The sequence below is a fragment of the Okeania sp. SIO3B5 genome, from assembly GCF_010692555.1.
GTDB lineage: Bacteria > Cyanobacteriota > Cyanobacteriia > Cyanobacteriales > Microcoleaceae > Okeania.
The window spans coordinates 16,374-33,076 of the sequence record NZ_JAAHHG010000003.1; the positions used below are offsets into that span (position 1 = coordinate 16,374).

The 16,703-nt window shown below is 38.5% G+C and carries 16 protein-coding genes and 1 pseudogene; 9 read left to right on the top strand and 8 right to left on the bottom strand.

The window, feature by feature from the left end; genetic code table 11:
* Positions 1–482 precede the first annotated feature (482 nt).
* Positions 483–992, bottom strand: coding sequence for a hypothetical protein (locus tag F6K54_RS00580; protein ID WP_293073027.1), 510 nt, complete (start codon positions 990–992; stop codon positions 483–485).
* A 34-nt stretch (positions 993–1,026) separates the two neighbouring features.
* A pseudogene (locus tag F6K54_RS00585) lies at positions 1,027–1,356 on the bottom strand (zinc ribbon domain-containing protein); the annotation flags it as partial.
* A gap of 360 nt (positions 1,357–1,716) precedes the next feature.
* Here F6K54_RS00585 and serA point away from each other — a divergent pair.
* Together serA and prmA are read left to right on the top strand one after the other, a co-directional pair.
* Positions 1,717–3,300: a phosphoglycerate dehydrogenase gene (gene serA / locus F6K54_RS00590; protein WP_293073030.1), complete on the top strand. Its 1,584-nt coding sequence runs from the start codon at positions 1,717–1,719 to the stop codon at positions 3,298–3,300.
* 218 nt (positions 3,301–3,518) lie between these two features.
* Positions 3,519–4,412, top strand: coding sequence for a 50S ribosomal protein L11 methyltransferase (gene prmA, locus F6K54_RS00595; protein ID WP_293073032.1), 894 nt, complete (start codon positions 3,519–3,521; stop codon positions 4,410–4,412).
* Positions 4,413–4,603: 191 nt separating this feature from the next.
* Here the strand turns inward: prmA and F6K54_RS00600 are convergent, their stop codons facing one another.
* Complete coding sequence (locus tag F6K54_RS00600; protein ID WP_293073035.1) at positions 4,604–5,200, bottom strand: hypothetical protein; 597 nt, start codon at positions 5,198–5,200, stop codon at positions 4,604–4,606.
* Positions 5,201–5,763: 563 nt separating this feature from the next.
* Here F6K54_RS00600 and der point away from each other — a divergent pair.
* The 7 genes from der to proC all read left to right on the top strand — a co-directional run bounded on the left by der (position 5,764) and on the right by proC (position 12,672).
* Entirely contained in the window at positions 5,764–7,125 is a 1,362-nt protein-coding gene (gene der / locus F6K54_RS00605; protein WP_293073038.1) for a ribosome biogenesis GTPase Der, read from the top strand.
* Between the two features lie 434 nt (positions 7,126–7,559).
* The gene (locus tag F6K54_RS00610) at positions 7,560–8,570 is read left to right on the top strand and encodes an energy-coupling factor transporter transmembrane protein EcfT (protein WP_293073041.1); all 1,011 of its coding nucleotides are present in this window, start codon (positions 7,560–7,562) and stop codon (positions 8,568–8,570) included.
* A 569-nt stretch (positions 8,571–9,139) separates the two neighbouring features.
* A complete protein-coding gene (gene pipX / locus F6K54_RS00615; protein WP_293073044.1) occupies positions 9,140–9,409 on the top strand; it encodes a transcriptional coactivator PipX in 270 nt (89 codons plus the stop codon).
* A 61-nt stretch (positions 9,410–9,470) separates the two neighbouring features.
* A complete protein-coding gene (locus F6K54_RS00620; protein ID WP_293073047.1) occupies positions 9,471–9,626 on the top strand; it encodes a hypothetical protein in 156 nt (51 codons plus the stop codon).
* A gap of 81 nt (positions 9,627–9,707) precedes the next feature.
* Positions 9,708–10,424 (top strand): YggS family pyridoxal phosphate-dependent enzyme, encoded by a 717-nt coding sequence (locus tag F6K54_RS00625; protein ID WP_293073050.1) that lies wholly within the window; start codon positions 9,708–9,710, stop codon positions 10,422–10,424.
* Positions 10,425–10,693: 269 nt separating this feature from the next.
* The gene (locus F6K54_RS00630; protein ID WP_293073203.1) at positions 10,694–11,341 is read left to right on the top strand and encodes a cell division protein SepF; all 648 of its coding nucleotides are present in this window, start codon (positions 10,694–10,696) and stop codon (positions 11,339–11,341) included.
* A 512-nt stretch (positions 11,342–11,853) separates the two neighbouring features.
* Entirely contained in the window at positions 11,854–12,672 is an 819-nt protein-coding gene (gene proC, locus F6K54_RS00635) for a pyrroline-5-carboxylate reductase (protein ID WP_293073053.1), read from the top strand.
* Positions 12,673–13,120: 448 nt separating this feature from the next.
* Here proC and F6K54_RS00640 read toward each other — a convergent pair whose 3' ends face one another.
* From F6K54_RS00640 to F6K54_RS00660, 5 genes are all read right to left on the bottom strand, one after another.
* Positions 13,121–13,948 carry an SDR family oxidoreductase gene (locus tag F6K54_RS00640; protein WP_293073056.1) on the bottom strand — a complete coding sequence of 276 codons (828 nt, stop codon included), beginning with the start codon at positions 13,946–13,948 and terminating at the stop codon, positions 13,121–13,123.
* A gap of 9 nt (positions 13,949–13,957) precedes the next feature.
* The gene (locus F6K54_RS00645; RefSeq protein WP_293073059.1) at positions 13,958–14,215 is read right to left on the bottom strand and encodes a hypothetical protein; all 258 of its coding nucleotides are present in this window, start codon (positions 14,213–14,215) and stop codon (positions 13,958–13,960) included.
* 453 nt (positions 14,216–14,668) lie between these two features.
* The gene (locus F6K54_RS00650; RefSeq protein WP_293073062.1) at positions 14,669–14,908 is read right to left on the bottom strand and encodes a zinc ribbon domain-containing protein; all 240 of its coding nucleotides are present in this window, start codon (positions 14,906–14,908) and stop codon (positions 14,669–14,671) included.
* A gap of 44 nt (positions 14,909–14,952) precedes the next feature.
* On the bottom strand, positions 14,953–15,216 hold the full coding sequence (locus F6K54_RS00655; protein WP_293073206.1) for a transposase: 264 nt from the start codon (positions 15,214–15,216) through the stop codon (positions 14,953–14,955).
* Complete coding sequence (locus F6K54_RS00660; RefSeq protein ID WP_293073064.1) at positions 15,209–15,580, bottom strand: hypothetical protein; 372 nt, start codon at positions 15,578–15,580, stop codon at positions 15,209–15,211. Before F6K54_RS00660 ends, F6K54_RS00655 begins: the two co-directional genes overlap by 8 nt.
* Between the last annotated feature and the right edge of the window lie 1,123 nt (positions 15,581–16,703).

Genomic DNA, 16,703 nt, shown 5'->3' on the forward strand with positions numbered 1-16,703 from the left:
ACCAGATTTGATATAACCCAATTTCAAATAGCGTTTAGGAGAACCTTTGTTCTCTCCAGTTATTAATTATGGTGTTGGTGATTTTGGCTATGATTGTGCTTTAATGGCAATTGCTAAACTATTAACTAAAAAGCATTTTATATTTGGCAAAATTTAGGTTTCATAGCTTGATTCACCAACGCCTTAATTATTAATTAGGGTTTGCGCTCAAAAGTCTTATGGGTAAGGGTAGGAGACAGCTATACTGGAGACAGGAGACAGGAGGAACGGGGAATTATAGAGGAGGTAGGAGGAAGAATAATCAAGGGATTATTCTGCGCAACTATGAGCCTAAAATGCTAATTTTTTGAACTATTACGACCATTAAGCTTGGACTTTTTTTAACTAAAAAATGCGCTCAACCTTTATATGTAAATGCTTTTAGATTTAATCAGCAAGCCCTAATTATTAATTATTAATTATTAATTATTAATTATTAATTATTAATTATTTAAAGTATATCCTTGGATATTTTCTGGTTTAAACTGATATAAAGTACGAGTTGCTAGACGAATTAGAGCTTCTGAACCCCGAACAACAATCAAATACTTACCAGCATTGAGGCGGTTACGATAGGGAACAGCATCACCACCACCAAAAATCAAACCCACTCCACCACCAACAAAAGTTCCACCCATTGCACCAGAAATAGCCCCCAATATACCACCAATAAAATGATTACCAAATTCCCCTGCCCAAGCAAAAGTATTCAATCCCGTAATCAGACTAAAAGTAACACCAGCAGCAAAACCAAAAGGTGCAAGCCAAGTAACCATTTGTCTTGCTTGTTTACGGGCCTGCTCGTTAGGATCGATTAGGCCATATTCATCAGCAGTTTGATAGCCCCGGCCCAATATTGCCACTTGCTTCATTGGCAAGTCTTCTTTTTCCAAAGCAGAATAAGCAGATTCAGCTTGAATGCGGTCTGATAATACAGCAACGAGATAATTCATAAAATTCCAGCAAAGCAATGTGACATCTCCCACACTATAGCGCCAGCTTAGTGTGGGCTTCTCGTTTCGTAGCCCTGCTATTGCATCGGGCTCCACGAGCTTTAAGAACGGAATGCCCTACCGCCCTATTTTTGATATTTATCGCCGCGTTTACATCGCGGTCTGTTACTATGCCGCAGTGCGGGCAAGAATGGGTTCGTATGTTTAATTCTTTAGGGACTTTTTTGCCACAACTTGAGCAGTCTTGGCTGGTATTTTTGGGGTTCACTGCTGTGGTTTTCTGTCCAGCATTTGCCTCCTGCGGAGGAGCTGCGCTAACGGCTTTGACAGTCAAAATAGTTAGGAATTGCCCCCATCCAGCATCGTTATAATACAAGTTTTTCAACCAGGGCGAAAGCTTCTGCTGGGATATTTGTAAATTGAATGGGCATCGAACCTATTCAATTTGCCGCCGATTCATCCGCCAAATCTGCATATTATGGCGTGAGGCTTCTCGGCGATTCAGCTAAAATATTTCTGACAATCCATAAAATTATAGGCCCATAACTGGTACTCTGAAGGTAAGGTTAAGTCAGCAGTTAATGTTTTTGCTAAATAAACATGACTAATCACAATGATACTCTGACAAAATCTCCTGCTATTTCAGAAACTAAAAAATCAAACTGAAGTTGAAGTTTCAGCAGGTAAAACAATCACATAACTTAGATTATTCAACTAATTTCCTATGCCAAAAGTTCTTGTATCCGATTCAATAGATCAAACTGGAATTGATATTCTCTCTCAAGTAGCTCAGGTAGATGTCAAAACAGGTCTGCCCACAGAAGAATTGGTCAAAATTATACCAGAATATGATGCTTTAATGATTCGCTCTGGTACTAAAGTTACCCAGGAAATTATTGAAGCTGCTACTCAACTAAAAATTATTGGTCGTGCTGGAGTAGGGGTAGATAACGTAAATATACCAGCAGCAACTCGCAAAGGTATTGTGGTGGTCAATTCTCCAGAAGGAAATACGATCGCTGCAGCAGAACACGCCCTAGCTATGATGTTGTCCATGTCACGCCACATCCCAGAGGCTAACCAATCAATTAAAAGTGGAAAGTGGGACCGTAAAAAGTTTATCGGAGTAGAAGTCTATAAAAAAACTCTTGGCGTTGTTGGCTTGGGTAAAATTGGTTCCCATGTAGCTAAGGTGGCAAAAGCTATGGGTATGAAAATCCTGGCCTATGACCCATTTATCTCTAAAGAAAGGGCAGACCAATTGGGTTGTAATTTGGTAGATATGGATTTATTGATCCAAGAGTCGGACTACATTACTCTCCACATACCCAAAACTAATGAAACTTATCACTCAATTAATGCTGAAACTTTCGCCAAAATGAAGCCCACTGCTCGTATTATTAATTGTGCTAGAGGTGGGATTATTGATGAAGCTGCTTTGAGTGAAGCTTTAAAAGAGGGAAAAATTGCTGGAGCTGCTCTAGATGTGTATGAAAATGAGCCTCTAGAAGCTGAGTCTCCACTACGAGATTTGGATCAAAAGATTGTGATGACTCCTCACTTGGGTGCTTCTACCGCTGAAGCTCAGGTGAATGTGGCAATAGATGTTGCGGAACAAATTCGCGATGTGTTGTTGGGTTTGCCTGCTAGATCGGCGGTGAATATTCCTGGTATTTATCCAGAAACTTTGGAAAAATTGAAGCCTTATTTGTTATTGGCTGAAACTCTTGGTAATTTAGTTAGTCAATTGGCAGGCGGAAGAATTGATTTTCTCGATGTTAGTCTTCAAGGAGATTTGGCCAATGAAGATAGTCAACCTGTGGTGGTGGCAGCTCTTAAAGGTTTATTGTCCCAAGCTTTGCGAGAGCGTGTAAACTATGTAAATGCTTCAATTGAAGCTAAGGAAAGAGGTATTCGAGTAGTGGAAACTAGGGATGCTTCAGTCCGAGACTATACTGGTTCGTTGTATTTGGAAGCAAAGGGTTCTCTGGGCGACCATACTGTTAGAGGTGCTTTACTCGGAGAGGATGAGATTCGGATTACTAATATTGATGGATTTCCGATTAATGTCCCCCCAAGTCCCTATATGTTATTGACTCTGCACCGAGATATGCCCGGAATTATTGGTAAAATTGGTTCGCTCTTGGGTAGTTTTAATGTCAATATTGCTAGTATGCAGGTGGGTCGTAAAATTGTCCGGGGTGATGCGGTGATGGTATTAAGTATTGATGACCCATTGCCGGAAGAAATATTAACTGAAATTACCAAAGAACCAGGAATTAGGGATGCTTATACAGTTGCTCTGTAGAATTTAGAATTTAGAATTTAGAATTTAGAGTTGGTAAAACATAATTTAGAATTTAGAATTGGTAAATTTACCTTGATATTAGAATTCAGAATTGGTAAATTTACCTTTAATTCCTCTAAATTCTAAATTTTAAATTTCAATTACCTTTAATTCTAAATTCTAAATTTCAATTACCTTTAATTCTAAATTCTACATTTTAAATTCTAAATTCTATTTTTATGGCATATAACTGGTGGGAAATTAGAGTATTGTGTCACCTAAATCTGGAGGAGGTCATTACTTGGCGTCTAGATACTTTTGGTTGCCGGGGTACTGCGAGTCAGGTCAAAGATAATCAGTGTTTGATCAGGGCCTATATACCACAAGAACAAGTTCAAATGTTGGACTTGTCAGCTTTGGCTATAAATTTACGTCAGGATGCCCTATGTATGAATTTACCAATTCCAGCAGTGGATTGGGATTTAATTGAGGAAGAAGACTGGGCAAGTAGTTGGAAACAATATTGGCAACCTCAAGAAATTGGCGATCGCTTTCTCATTCATCCTGCTTGGCTAGATTTACCAGAAGATATAGATAGAATTATCCTTCGTTTAGACCCAGGAGCGGCTTTTGGTACAGGAACTCATCCTACTACGGAGTTATGTTTGGAGTCATTGGAAATGCGTTTGGGGTTGGAACCTAATCCGGAAGCTATTATTGCTGATATTGGTTGTGGTAGTGGTATTTTGTCTATTGGGGCAGCATTATTAGGAGTACGTCAGATATATGCAGTTGATATTGATCCACTAGCAGTTAGATCCACTATTGGTAATCGGAAATTAAATAATATAACGGCTGAAAAATTAATTGTTGAACTTGGTGATATTGAGCATTTAATTAAGTTAGCTTCTGGTCCGGTAGATGGTATAGTTTGCAATATTTTAGCTGAAGTAATTATTGATATAATTCCGCATCTGGAAGCGATCGCTAAACCTAAAACTTGGGGTGTTTTGAGTGGAATTTTATTAGAACAATCTAAATCAATTGCTGATAATTTGGAACAAAATGGTTGGGTAGTGGCCACTCTTTGGAAGCGAGGAGAGTGGTGTTGTTTTAATATTCGGCGTTCTTAATTTGTAAGCATTCAGCGGTCAGCTATCAGCTATCAGCTATTGCTTTTAGTTAGGTAAAAATTTAAGAAGGTTTTAGGTTTTAGGTTTTAGATGGTAGGTGAAAATTTTAAGAACGAAGATATCGCAGTGGAAGGAAAGGGCGCGGACATACCAAAAGCTTAAAACTCAGACAACGCCAGATTTTTCCTTCTTCACTTCTTCCCTCTTCTTTCTTCCTTCTTCCTTCTGCTGTAAAAATAAATATAGCCACTACAATAAAAAATATTAACTAGAATTATCAATATTTTTCCTATTCCAGAATTAATACTAGGAAATATCCACAAAGTTGCTAAGAACACCAGTAAAATTTCTATCAAGGCAACAATTGCTCCATAATGTTTCGGGTCCCAATAAGAAATAGGACTAATAAATCGATAATTACTTAAAGGGAAAAAATGTCTATGAGCATCATTATTATGTACTGGTAAATCACCCAGAGAATGAAACACCAAGCTAATACAAATAACTTGCATAATTTCCCAGCCAAAATAGTAAGAAATTAGTAATAAAATTATCGCTAAAGGAATAGAATGAAAAGTCGCAACAAGATTTTGTATTAATGGTTGATAATATGCTTCTGACCAAATTTTTGCTTCTGGTAACCGGACAATAAATTTTGCCCAAAAGTAGAAAATAAAGATCGGAATATCTGGTAAAACTCCACCTATTACGATAGCAAGATTAGCTTGTGGTAATTGTGGTTTAGCAAGAAGAGCTAGATTAATAATGGCATGACTTGGTGTATTCATATTGAAGGAAGAAGGAAGAGGGAAGAAGGAAGAAGGAAGGAGGAAGAAGAGGGAAGAGGGAATAAGGAAGAAGATGATTTTTTTCACTACTAATTAGGGCTTGCTGATTAAACCTAAACGTCTTTAAAGATAAAGGTTTTAGCCTTTTTAAGTATCAAAAAGTTCAAGATTTTAAGTGGTAATGGTTCAAAAATTCAGTATTTTGGTCAAGATTTGGGCAGAAAAATTAAGGGACAATTCTTACTCCTACCTCCTCTAAATTCCCCATTTCTCCTGTCTCCTGTCTCCTGTCTCCTGTCTCCTACCCCTACTAAAAGACTTTTTCAGCAAACCCTAATTATAGTTAAACAGACATTATATAAAACTTGCTTCAAGAAAATTATTGCTACAATAGAAGTTTAAATAATTGGCGTTGGTGAATCAAACTATGAATTAAGATATTTGGGCGAACCGTAATCAAGACCTTTAGGGACGTTGCATGCAACGTCCCTACCTATTCCCTATTCCCTATTCCCTATTCCCTATTCCCTATTCCCTATTCCCTAAACTAATTAAAATTAACTATGTCCCTACCTATAGTAGCTATTATTGGCAGACCAAATGTGGGAAAGTCCACAATTGTGAATCGCTTGGCCGAAAATCAAGATGCAATTGTCCATGACGAACCAGGAATAACTCGCGATCGCACTTACCGTAACGCATATTGGCAAGACCGAGAATTTCAAGTTGTAGATACAGGAGGCTTGATATTTGATGATAATACAGAATTTTTACCGTTAATTCGCGAACAAGCTATGGCCGCTCTCGCGGAAGCAAGTGTTGCTATTCTTGTAGTAGATGGACAAGCAGGCCCAACTGGAGGAGATGAAGAAATAGCTAGATGGCTTCGTCAACAACCTGTCCCTACCCTCCTAGCGGTTAATAAGTGCGAATCTCTGACAGAAGGATTAACTCAAGCTGCAATGTTTTGGGAATTGGGTTTAGGAGAACCTTATGCCGTTTCTGGTATTCATGGCAATGGCACTGGAGAATTATTGGATGAGTTAATTACCCACTTACCAGCTATTACAGAAATTCCAGAAACAAATGAGGTTAGAGTAGCAATTGTTGGTCGTCCTAATGTGGGTAAATCTAGTTTATTAAACGCATTTCTTGGAGAAAATCGTGCAATTGTTAGTCCTATTTCTGGTACGACAAGAGATGCTATTGATACTGTGGTAGAACGTAATGAAAAAACTTACCGTTTGATTGATACTGCTGGTATTAGAAAAAAGAAAAATGTGGAATATGGTGCAGAATTTTTTGGTATTAATAGAGCTTTTAAAGCTATTCGTCGTACTGAAGTTGTTCTGTTTGTAATTGATGCTTTAGATGGGGTAACAGAGCAAGACCAAAAATTGGCAGACCGGATTATTGAGGAGGGTAGAGCTTGCGTTATTGTGGTGAATAAATGGGATGCTGTGGAAAAGGATGCCTATACTATTTATACTTATGAACAAGAAGTAAGGTCGCGACTATATTTTATGGAATGGGCAGAGATGATTTTTATTAGTGCATCTACAGGAAAACGAGTAGAGAAAATTCTAGATTTAATAGATAATGCTGCCAATGAATATCAACGTCGGGTAACCACTTCAGTTATTAATGAAGTTTTAGAGGAAGCTGTTAGTTGGAATTCTCCTCCAACAACTCGTCAGGGCCGTCAAGGAAAAATTTATTATGGAACTCAAGTAACAAGTAAACCACCAACAATTGCTTTATTTGTAAATGATCCAAAGCGTTTTCCTGATAATTATCGTCGTTATATACAAAGTCAGTTTCGTCAACATTTAGGATTTACAGGAACACCTATAAGATTACTTTGGCGTGGCAAAAAAGCTAGGGAAGTAGAGCATAATACTGTTAATAGAGCAACTCGTGTTTAGGGTTAACGAAGTCAAAAGTCAAAAGTCATGCATTCAAAAGTTAGAAGTTAGAAGTTTTTTTGTAACGGGGATTTGAGCAACCCTCCAAAAACATCTCGCCTTAAGAGACAGGGTGGCGCGACACAATTATTTTGATAATTAACAGGTAAACGAAGTCAGAATTCAAAAGTCAAAAGTCATGCATTCAAAAGTTGTTTTTGTAACGGGGATTTGAGCAAGTCTCCAAAAACATTTCGCCTGGGGTGGCGCGACCCAATTATTTTGATAATTAACAGGTAATTGTTAAAGTTAACGATTAATATATTTGCCAGTTTTTTTAGGTGCATCTCATATTTGCAAAAATACTTTTTTCCTATATATTCCCTGTTCCCTATTCCTTATTCCCTATTCCCTATTCCCTATTCCCTATTCCCTGCTATAAAACCTAAATAAAAATGGATTTACTACGATCGCTTCCTCTAGGACTATACTTAGAAAAACCCATAACATGGCTACATAAACTCGACCCTAGAGTTAAATTAATCTGGCTAATGAGCTTTCTGATCAGCCCAGTTTTGAGTAGTTCTATCTGGCGTTTAATATTAGTAGCTATATTAATTGTATTAACATTTAGTGCCTCAATTCCTTTACGAGTTTGGAAACGACAAATGGGTTGGTTACTCACATTTTGTTGTTTAGTTTTTGTCATGAGTGCAGCTATTGCCCCTGATGGACTTTCAATTAACTATCAACCCCGTTTACCAAAAGATGAACTAACCTTTGCTGAACAAACTAATAATTTACCACCAGAACCAGAAGTAAAAAATTTTTCCAATTTTTTTGGATTGCTAAAAACAGAAACTTCAACTGAATCAACTTCTAAAACACAACAACAAGAACCAACTGAATTATCTCAACCTACCTCTTATAGGTACGTCCTTTTTCAAAAAAGACCACTGACTATAACTCGTCGTTCAGTAGATTTAGGTATTAGGATTGCCACCTTATTATTTACCGTGATTTATAGCACAAACTTATATCTTTTAACCACAGGAGCCGAAGAAATTACAGCAGGAATAGAAGACCTAATGCAACCTCTGAATAAATTGAATTTACCTGTAACAGAAATAAGTTTAACTTTAACCTTATCTTTAAGATTTATTCCCCTCGTTTTAGAAGAGATACAGAATTTAGTTCGTTCAATTAGAACTAGGGCAATTAACTGGAAAAAACTAGGACTGCGACAAGCTTCTCAGGTGTGGTTAATAGTAGCAGAAAGACTATTAGAAAATTTGCTATTACGAGCAGATCAAATTGCTAGTGCCATGAAAGTGCGAGGTTTTACAACTCCCCAACAACATAAAGTAGAATGGCACGATCTAAAGCTAAAGGTATGGGACTGGTTAGTATTGGTTTGCTTAGTGTTATTCTGGTGGGTTAGATTAGTTTGGGGAGGACAAAGTTAAAACAAAATTATATATTCCTTATAAATAATTATTTATCTGGTATCGTTATCTTAAGTAAAGTGCAAAACTTTCAATAATTTCAATAATAGTGTTTTAGGATACTTAATCACTAATTTATATTGTTGATAATTTTAAGATAAAAATTATAGGTTGATATTCAACTCGAATATCAAATAATTATAATTTCAGAAAATATATTTTCTGGGTCTATTTACTTTTAAGAAAATTCAATAATTTAGAGAAAATACAAAAACCTAAATTTATCTCTTAAGCTGTAAAATCTAAAATCTAAAACAATTAGGGGCTTTCAATTGACAAAGGCCACTAAGTTATTTAAAAAGCGTTTCAGTCCGGAATGCTTGGCAAACAGCTTATCAGTGTTTAGCATTCAGCTTTTAAGAAGGGGATACGTGACCCCTCCTAAAATTAAACGACAAGCTAGAAGTAGGGGATTTAAACCCCAGCTTTTAGATATCTTTATGATGTGGACTATTCACGCTGACTGCTAATAGCTGATAGCTGACAGCTAATTAAACATCCTGTCATTATCTGCTGATTTTTAAGCCTAAATGACCAACGAAACTTACATGAACCATCCTAACTTTGGCCTCTTATACAGGGTGTGCTTAGTTGAGGAGAACAAAGAATTGTTTACTACCCTCTATGCCCAACGCTTATTTTTTTTAGTGACAAATGGAATAGGAGGTATTAAATTTGAACCTTTAGGCCGTTCAGACGCACGTTTAATGGTGGAAATTCGCCTCCGTCAACTGCGTCGAAATGGTCAAGCAGTTGAATACCAAAAACTTCAGACAGTTCACAAAAATACTTTTCAATAATTAAGCTGTTCTCTGCTTCTACTCAAGTAAAGTAAAGTTAACTATATAGTTCGGCCTAATCTTGAAGAAGGCAGAAGGCAGAAGGCAGGAGGCAGAAGGCAGGAGGCAGAAGGGAAAATTGCATGGATATAGTCAACGATCGCCCACGCGTGTGTCTGATGCCCCAAACAATTTTAAGCATCCCCCTTGCTTAACCGAACTGATAACTGATAACTGATAACTGATAACTGAAATGACGGTGGGATATTAAGCCCGCCACAGATAAAGATAATAAGAAATTCTCAAATCTCAAGATAAAATGGTTGAGTCCATTACCGAACGTATTACTAAAATCCGCTCTAACTTACCTGCATCAATACGCTTAATTGCTGTAACTAAACAGGTATCAGTTGATGCTATTCGTACTGCTTATGCAGCAGGAATAAGAGATTTTGGAGAAAATAAAGTTCAAGAAGCAGAAGAAAAGCAAGCCCAACTACAAGATTTACCAGAGATTACCTGGCATCTGATTGGCCACTTGCAAACTAATAAAGCAGCAAAAGCTTTAAAGCAGTTTCAATGGATTCATTCTGTAGATAATTTAAAACTGGCCCAACGCCTGGACCGTTTAGCAGAAGAGTTATCTTGTAGTCCTAATATTTGCCTGCAAGTCAAAATTTTACCAGACCCTAATAAGTATGGGTGGAGCATACCAGAATTAATTACTGACTTACCAGAGTTAAATCAATGTCAACATCTGAAAATTAAGGGTCTAATGACTATTCCACCCCAAGGATTAGACCATGGGCAAACCTTATCAGTATTTGAGAAAACTCAAGAGTTAGCCCAGGAAATTAGCAAAAAAAATTTGTCTAATCTAAATATCCAAGAACTTTCAATGGGAATGTCAGAAGATTATAATCTAGCCATAACTGCTGGTACGACTATGGTCAGACTAGGTAGAATTCTATTTGGTGAGAGGAGCAGGATAACACACAAGAATGTTGAAAGCTCCTCGCCTTTAGGCAGGAAATAAAAATGACGGTGCGGGTTAACGAAGTCAGAAGTCAGAAGTTAACCCACCCCTCGCCCCTCCCCCTCCCAGGAGGGGAAGTAGGGGATTTGAGTAAGGCTCCAAAAATATTGCGCCTTAAAAGGCGGGGTTGCACGACCCATGTTATTTTGATAAATCTGGCCATCAGCATCGAGAGTATGTCACAAAGTAAAAGTAGTAGTAAACTACCAGCGATTAAGCTACCTTGGGAAAATAGTCCGAATTTGACGTAGCTAAGGAGTAATTTAATGGTGAATAGTCTTTTTTCCAAACTAAAAGATTTTGTGGGACTCAACGAACAAGTTGAGTACGAATATGATTACGATGAAGTGGAAGGAGAACAATATCAAAGTGTTTATCCTCCACAAGAACAAGCTCCTGCTGCTGTACCAGTAGTAGAAGAGGAAAGTCGCAATAGTCGCCGATTAAGAAATAGGGCCACTGCTGCGACAACAACAACAACAACAACAAGCAGCACAGGTGTTACTGGAGCTGTTAAATCAGAATCTGGAATGGGATCGGTTATGAATAATGTAATTGGAATGCCTGGCGCTTTAAATGGAATGTCTGAAGTTGTGGTTATGGAACCACGAACTTTTGAAGAAATGCCTCAAGCAATTCGTGCTCTACGGGAGCGCAAGTCCGTGGTTTTAAATTTGACCATTATGGACCCAGACCAAGCTCAAAGGGCAGTGGACTTTGTAGCAGGGGGTACTTATGCTCTGGATGGTCATCAAGAACGCATCGGAGAAAGTATTTTTCTGTTTACACCAAGCTGCGTACAAGTCAGAACTCAAGCAGGTGTAGTGAACGAGACACCTCAGACTCAACCACGCCCTCGTGTGGGAACTTCTGGGTCTCAAGTTTGGCAACCGGAGCAAATTCAAATGATGCAATAATAGCTAGTGCCGCTACGCGGAAGTCAAAACTCAAAAGTCAAAAGTCAAAAGTATTGATTGATAAGGCTTTTAGGATTTTGTAACCAGTTATTTCCGCTGTCCTGCACTAGGGAATTTTGGGTATGGGATCGCAAACAAATATAATTAGCGCTAATAATTATATATATCTAATACCAATTCACTCTAAGGATGTCACAAATAGTCTGCAACTGATGATGTGGAATAATAGGGTGAAATTATTGTGTAGTTAACACTTTAAGTCTATCAACTTTTACTTCTGACTTTTGACTTCTGACATCTGTGAAACGGTATAAGAACCCATCCCTAATTCCCTATTTATCTTGGAAATTTGGTAATTGGGAAACCACCCTCTTTTAAGCGGTGGATGGAAACGACGCGACAGGTTTTAGCCCGAAGATATTCTTGATCTCAAGTCTCCTTATTACAGGAGGTACTGATAGCGTAGCTCCTCCGCTAGGAGGCTAACTGATAACTGATAACTGATAACTGAAATGGCAAATGCAAAGTTTGGTTTAATTGGTGGTGGGGTAATGGGTGAAGCTTTATTATCCCGACTGCTCGAACAGAAAATTTATCAACCCTCAGAAATTTTAGTTAGTGACCCGCAGCAACAGAGGCGGGATTTTTTAGCACGGGAATATGGTGTAGAGGTAACTACTGATAATCATTTGGTTGTTACTGCTACAACGGAAGCTTTGTTACTGGCGGTTAAACCTCAAATATTTGATACCATAGCGTCGGAATTGGCAGACTGGCAAGTTGGTGGTGAGAGTATATTGGTAATTTCAATTATGGCAGGTGTACCTCTACAAAGGTTGGAGGCAGCTTTCCCATCGCGACCTATGGTAAGAGTCATGCCTAATGTTCCAGCAACAGTAGGTGCAGGAATGAGCGCGATCGCTCCTGGTAAGCATATTAAACCGGAACATCAAGAGTTAGCTACTCGCATTTTAGAGTCGGTAGGAAAGGTAGTGGAAGTTCCAGAAACTTTAATGGATGCAGTTACAGGTTTATCTGGTTCCGGACCTGCTTATGTGGCAATTTTAATTGAGTCCTTGACAGATGGGGGAGTTCGTGCTGGTTTACCTAGAGCGATCGCTTATCAGTTAGCATTGCAAACAGTTTTGGGTACGGCAGTTATGTTACAGGAGTCGGGAATGCACCCCGCACAGTTGAAAGACCAGGTAACAAGTCCTGGAGGAACAACTATTGCCGCAGTTGCGGAATTAGAAAGTTTGGGTTTTCGTTCTGCTTTAATTGAAGCAGTCATGGCGTCAAAAGAAAGGTCTCAAGAGTTAGGTAATAGCTAAGGGTTTGGGAGTAGGGGAGTAGGGGAGTAGGGGAGTAGGGGAGTAGGGGAGTAGGGGAGTAGGGGAGTAGGGGAGTAGGGGAGTAGGGGAGATGGAGAAATATTTGGTAATGGTTGAAGATGGAACATTTTTTTATACCGAATTAAACGGATTTGATATAATCCAGCATTTTAGCTGTGTCACGCCACTACTGGACTCCTGACTCCTGAGTCCTCCCTTATTAAAACACTGCGTTGGTGAAAAGAGGTATGATATTATGTCAGGATAAGAACGCGATAGAACTCCGTTCCGTCTACGTGGGAAAAAAATTTTCTCCTTCTACTCGGGGTTTCTTCTTCTTTCTTCCCCTCCTGGGAGGGGCGAGGGGTGGGTTTACTCCTGACTCCTGACTCCTGACTCCTGACTCCTAAAGAATTAAGATTAATATCATACACTAATTTACCAACGCCTAAAACACAATTTCAGGATGAACTAACTCAAAACCTTCATCTTTCAATTTTTTATTTGACACTCTGGCATTAAAAGGGCGCATTGATGAGGGGGAACCATCCCAAGAAACTTTTTCTAAACCTTGATATTTGTGTAAACTATCAAGTAATTCTTTACCTTTCATTGGTACATCATTAACTAAATTGTAAATACCCTGCAACTGTCTGTCTCTAGCAAATTCTACAGCACCGACGATATCATCTAAATGAATCCAATTAGTGACATCATCACCAGTACCAGGGCGAGTTTTTCCTGCCCACCTACTAAAAATTTTTATTAGCTCTCTACCGGGACCGTAAATACCCCCTAGACGCAGGAGACACACTCGTTGTTGAGGAGTGGATGCAGATAATAATACCTGTTCAGTTTCATGGAGAATATTACCATTTTCACTAGCGGGGGTAACAGGGGAATTTTCATCTATCCATTCACCATTTTTGTCACCATAAACTGAGTAACTACCTGTGTAAATTATTTGCTGAATATTTGGAGTTTTTTTCAAGGTGGCAACTAGAGTTTGGGCAGTTTCTAAGTAGGTTTGTTTGTACTCCATGCCAATATGAGAGCGAAAACCAACACTCAACAATACCATCTCTTGGTTTTGCAATACATCCTGCATCGCTTGGGGGTCATTGCCTTTCATTACTACTACTTGTTGCGCTACATTTTCCAGTTCTGAAACTTTTTCTGGAGTAGTAGTAGTCACTGTTACTTGATGACCGTTTTGACTCCACAGTTTGGCAACTTTAGTGCCTACATAACCACAACCGATAATTGCAATTTTCATTATTTTGTCTCAAATGTTATTTTTAGTATCTACTATTGTAGAATAATTTGTCTTTTCATCCGCAATTAGTTTTTGTTTGTATTGAGTATTTAGAGTAGAGTTATCCTGATTAGAAAGAGTTCTCCCACCATCAGACACTACACGAAAACCAATAAGGCTGTAGAGGTGGTCGCGTCTATTGAGCTGGCAATACGCAGAACGGCAGTTACCAGGATTGTTGAGCCAGGAACCGCGGGGTAAAGTTGCGATCAGAAATGGTATTTTCAAAAGTTCGAGAAATGAAGGAGAAATATGCCTGACGGCGGCGCGGGGTCTGACCGCTTGCGTCTCACGCCGACGCGGGGTCGCACCGCTATCTAGTAGAGGCGGTTTCCTAACGGAATGCTCCGCAAACGCGAACCGCCCCTACAGATGGTGTATCATTGGATATTTTTCGTAAGTCCTGTTTACCTGATACTAAATTTTTGAGCCACGGAGAAGTCTTGTGGATATAGAAATGGAAAAATATTCCAATACACCGTTCTTAGAAACCTAGGATAATCTATATAAATCTATGATTATCTGTTCTATTCTTGCTTCTACCTGGCAACGTCGGCGCCTGTCCAGTCCACAAGCTGACACGGACGTTTGCTTCGCAACGCTGGCGCGAAACGCGCTAGCGTTGCGGAGCAAACTGCCCGCCATAGCTAAATTTAATGCTGCATTCAAATCTCGTTCGCGCTAGCGTTGCGGAGCAATCGCAGCTAAAATTGCAGTGTTCGCAATTTGATTGCGCGCTCTGATAAAAACAGAGATTCGCGATTCAGTTCCACACCTACTGCAAGTTTTAGAACTAGGAAACCATCTATCAACAACGATTAGTTCCGAGCCGTACAGTTGACATTTGTACTCTAGCTGTCTACGAAATTCATAAAAACCCATATCGCCAACAGCCTTAGCTAACTTATGATTAGCCATCATGCCTGATACATTGTCATACTTCTATTACTATTTGACTGTGGTTTTTAGCCAAATAAGTAGTTAGCTTGTGCAATGTATCTTTTCTCATGTTGGCTATGCATGCTATGTAGTTTAGCTATCTTCAGTTGTGCTGCCCTCCAGTTGTGAGAAAACTTAGTTTTATGTCGGTTCAGGTATTGCAGCCTAGACAATTTAGCTTCTAACTTTCTATAAGACTTAGCACCAATAAAAACCTCACCAGTGGATAACGTGGCTAGAGACTTTACACCTAAATCTACACCAACTACATCTACTGATTTCTCAGTAATTTGAGATTCTGTTTCTCAGAGCGAAACTGACAAACCATCTATCAGCTTTTTTACTAATAGTTACAGACTTTGGATTAACATTGTCTGGCAATATTTCAAAAGTTTTTACCCAACCAATTCGAGGTAACTTTATACGATTAAAACCTACTGATATGGAACCATCTAAAGTGTTTGCGTAGCATTCCGTAGGAAAACTATCATCTCTACCTTTTTTCTTGAATTGAGGTTGTCCTGATAGCGAAGCTCCTCCCTTGGAGGCGACTTTGCTAAAACAACGCTTCCAAGCAACGGATAAATACCTCAAAGCATATTGAGGCGCTGTTTTAGACACTTCATAATACCAACAGTTATTAGGTTTAACCATTGCTACTAAAAGTTTATGTAAGTCAATTGCAGTAGGAAACTTAAGTTTGCTGTCTGGATTATTGGAATTGTGCTATACGGATGTTTCTAGTTAACCATAATCCCCAATTCCAAGCGTGACGAGCTACAAAGCGCGTGTTTAGCCAGTAATGTTTTTTGTTGGTTATTCGGATGTAGTTCAGTATGATGTCCAAGTAGCATAAACAGATAATCCCAGATTTTTATAGATAATACCAGATTTTAGCCAACAGTTACAAGCCCTATCGCCCCATTATATCAAATCCGGTTGAATACTTACTATATAGTTAGGGGTGTGGGAAGTGTGGGGAGTGTGGGAAGATTGAATACTAAAGTATAGCTATCAACATATATTATATAACCGGATTCTATATCACCCCATCACCCCATCTCCCTATCTCCCTATCTTTTTAACTGCATAAATAAATCCAAAATTGGTTCCATTTTTCTTTAAACAGTGGGGAGGGGTTAGGTCTAAGATTAATGGAAGATTGCTTGATGGGAAAGAGTGGAATCAAAAGCCTAAAATGTAAAAAAAATAATCATATCAAATCCGGTTAAACAGCCATAGAATGGTTAAGTTAGGAGGAGTCAGGAGTCAGGAGTCAGGAGTCAGGAGGAGAAAGAATTACAAAGATGAGCATAGTTATGACGATTGAAGAATTTTTTTATGTCCAATTAAACGGATTTGATATCAATGCAGAATAGAAGCTGTTATTAGACTTTTAAGAAGTAGGGGAATATTTTGAAAACTATCAGGCTTGCCAGAGTCAATAAAGAGCTTTCTCGGCAACTGATAAAAGCCAAAATCCTTTGGGTTTAGTTTTTCAGATTCCTGATATTGATGAGTTTAGTGGAATTATCAAGCGGGCGCATTATTTTAGAAAAGATAAAAAAAACGCCCTTACTTTGATTTTGATAGCTTAGAAGATAGTCGAGAGAAAATTATTTTTGTTAGCATCAATTCCTTCTGTGGAACTGAAAGATATTTTTATTCAGGTAGTAATACTGATTAACTCTTGGCAATGAAGGAATTAGTCAGTAAAAACTTTATACTAATTTCCAACAGGAACAAAAATCAGTAGATATTGAATACGATAATCAGG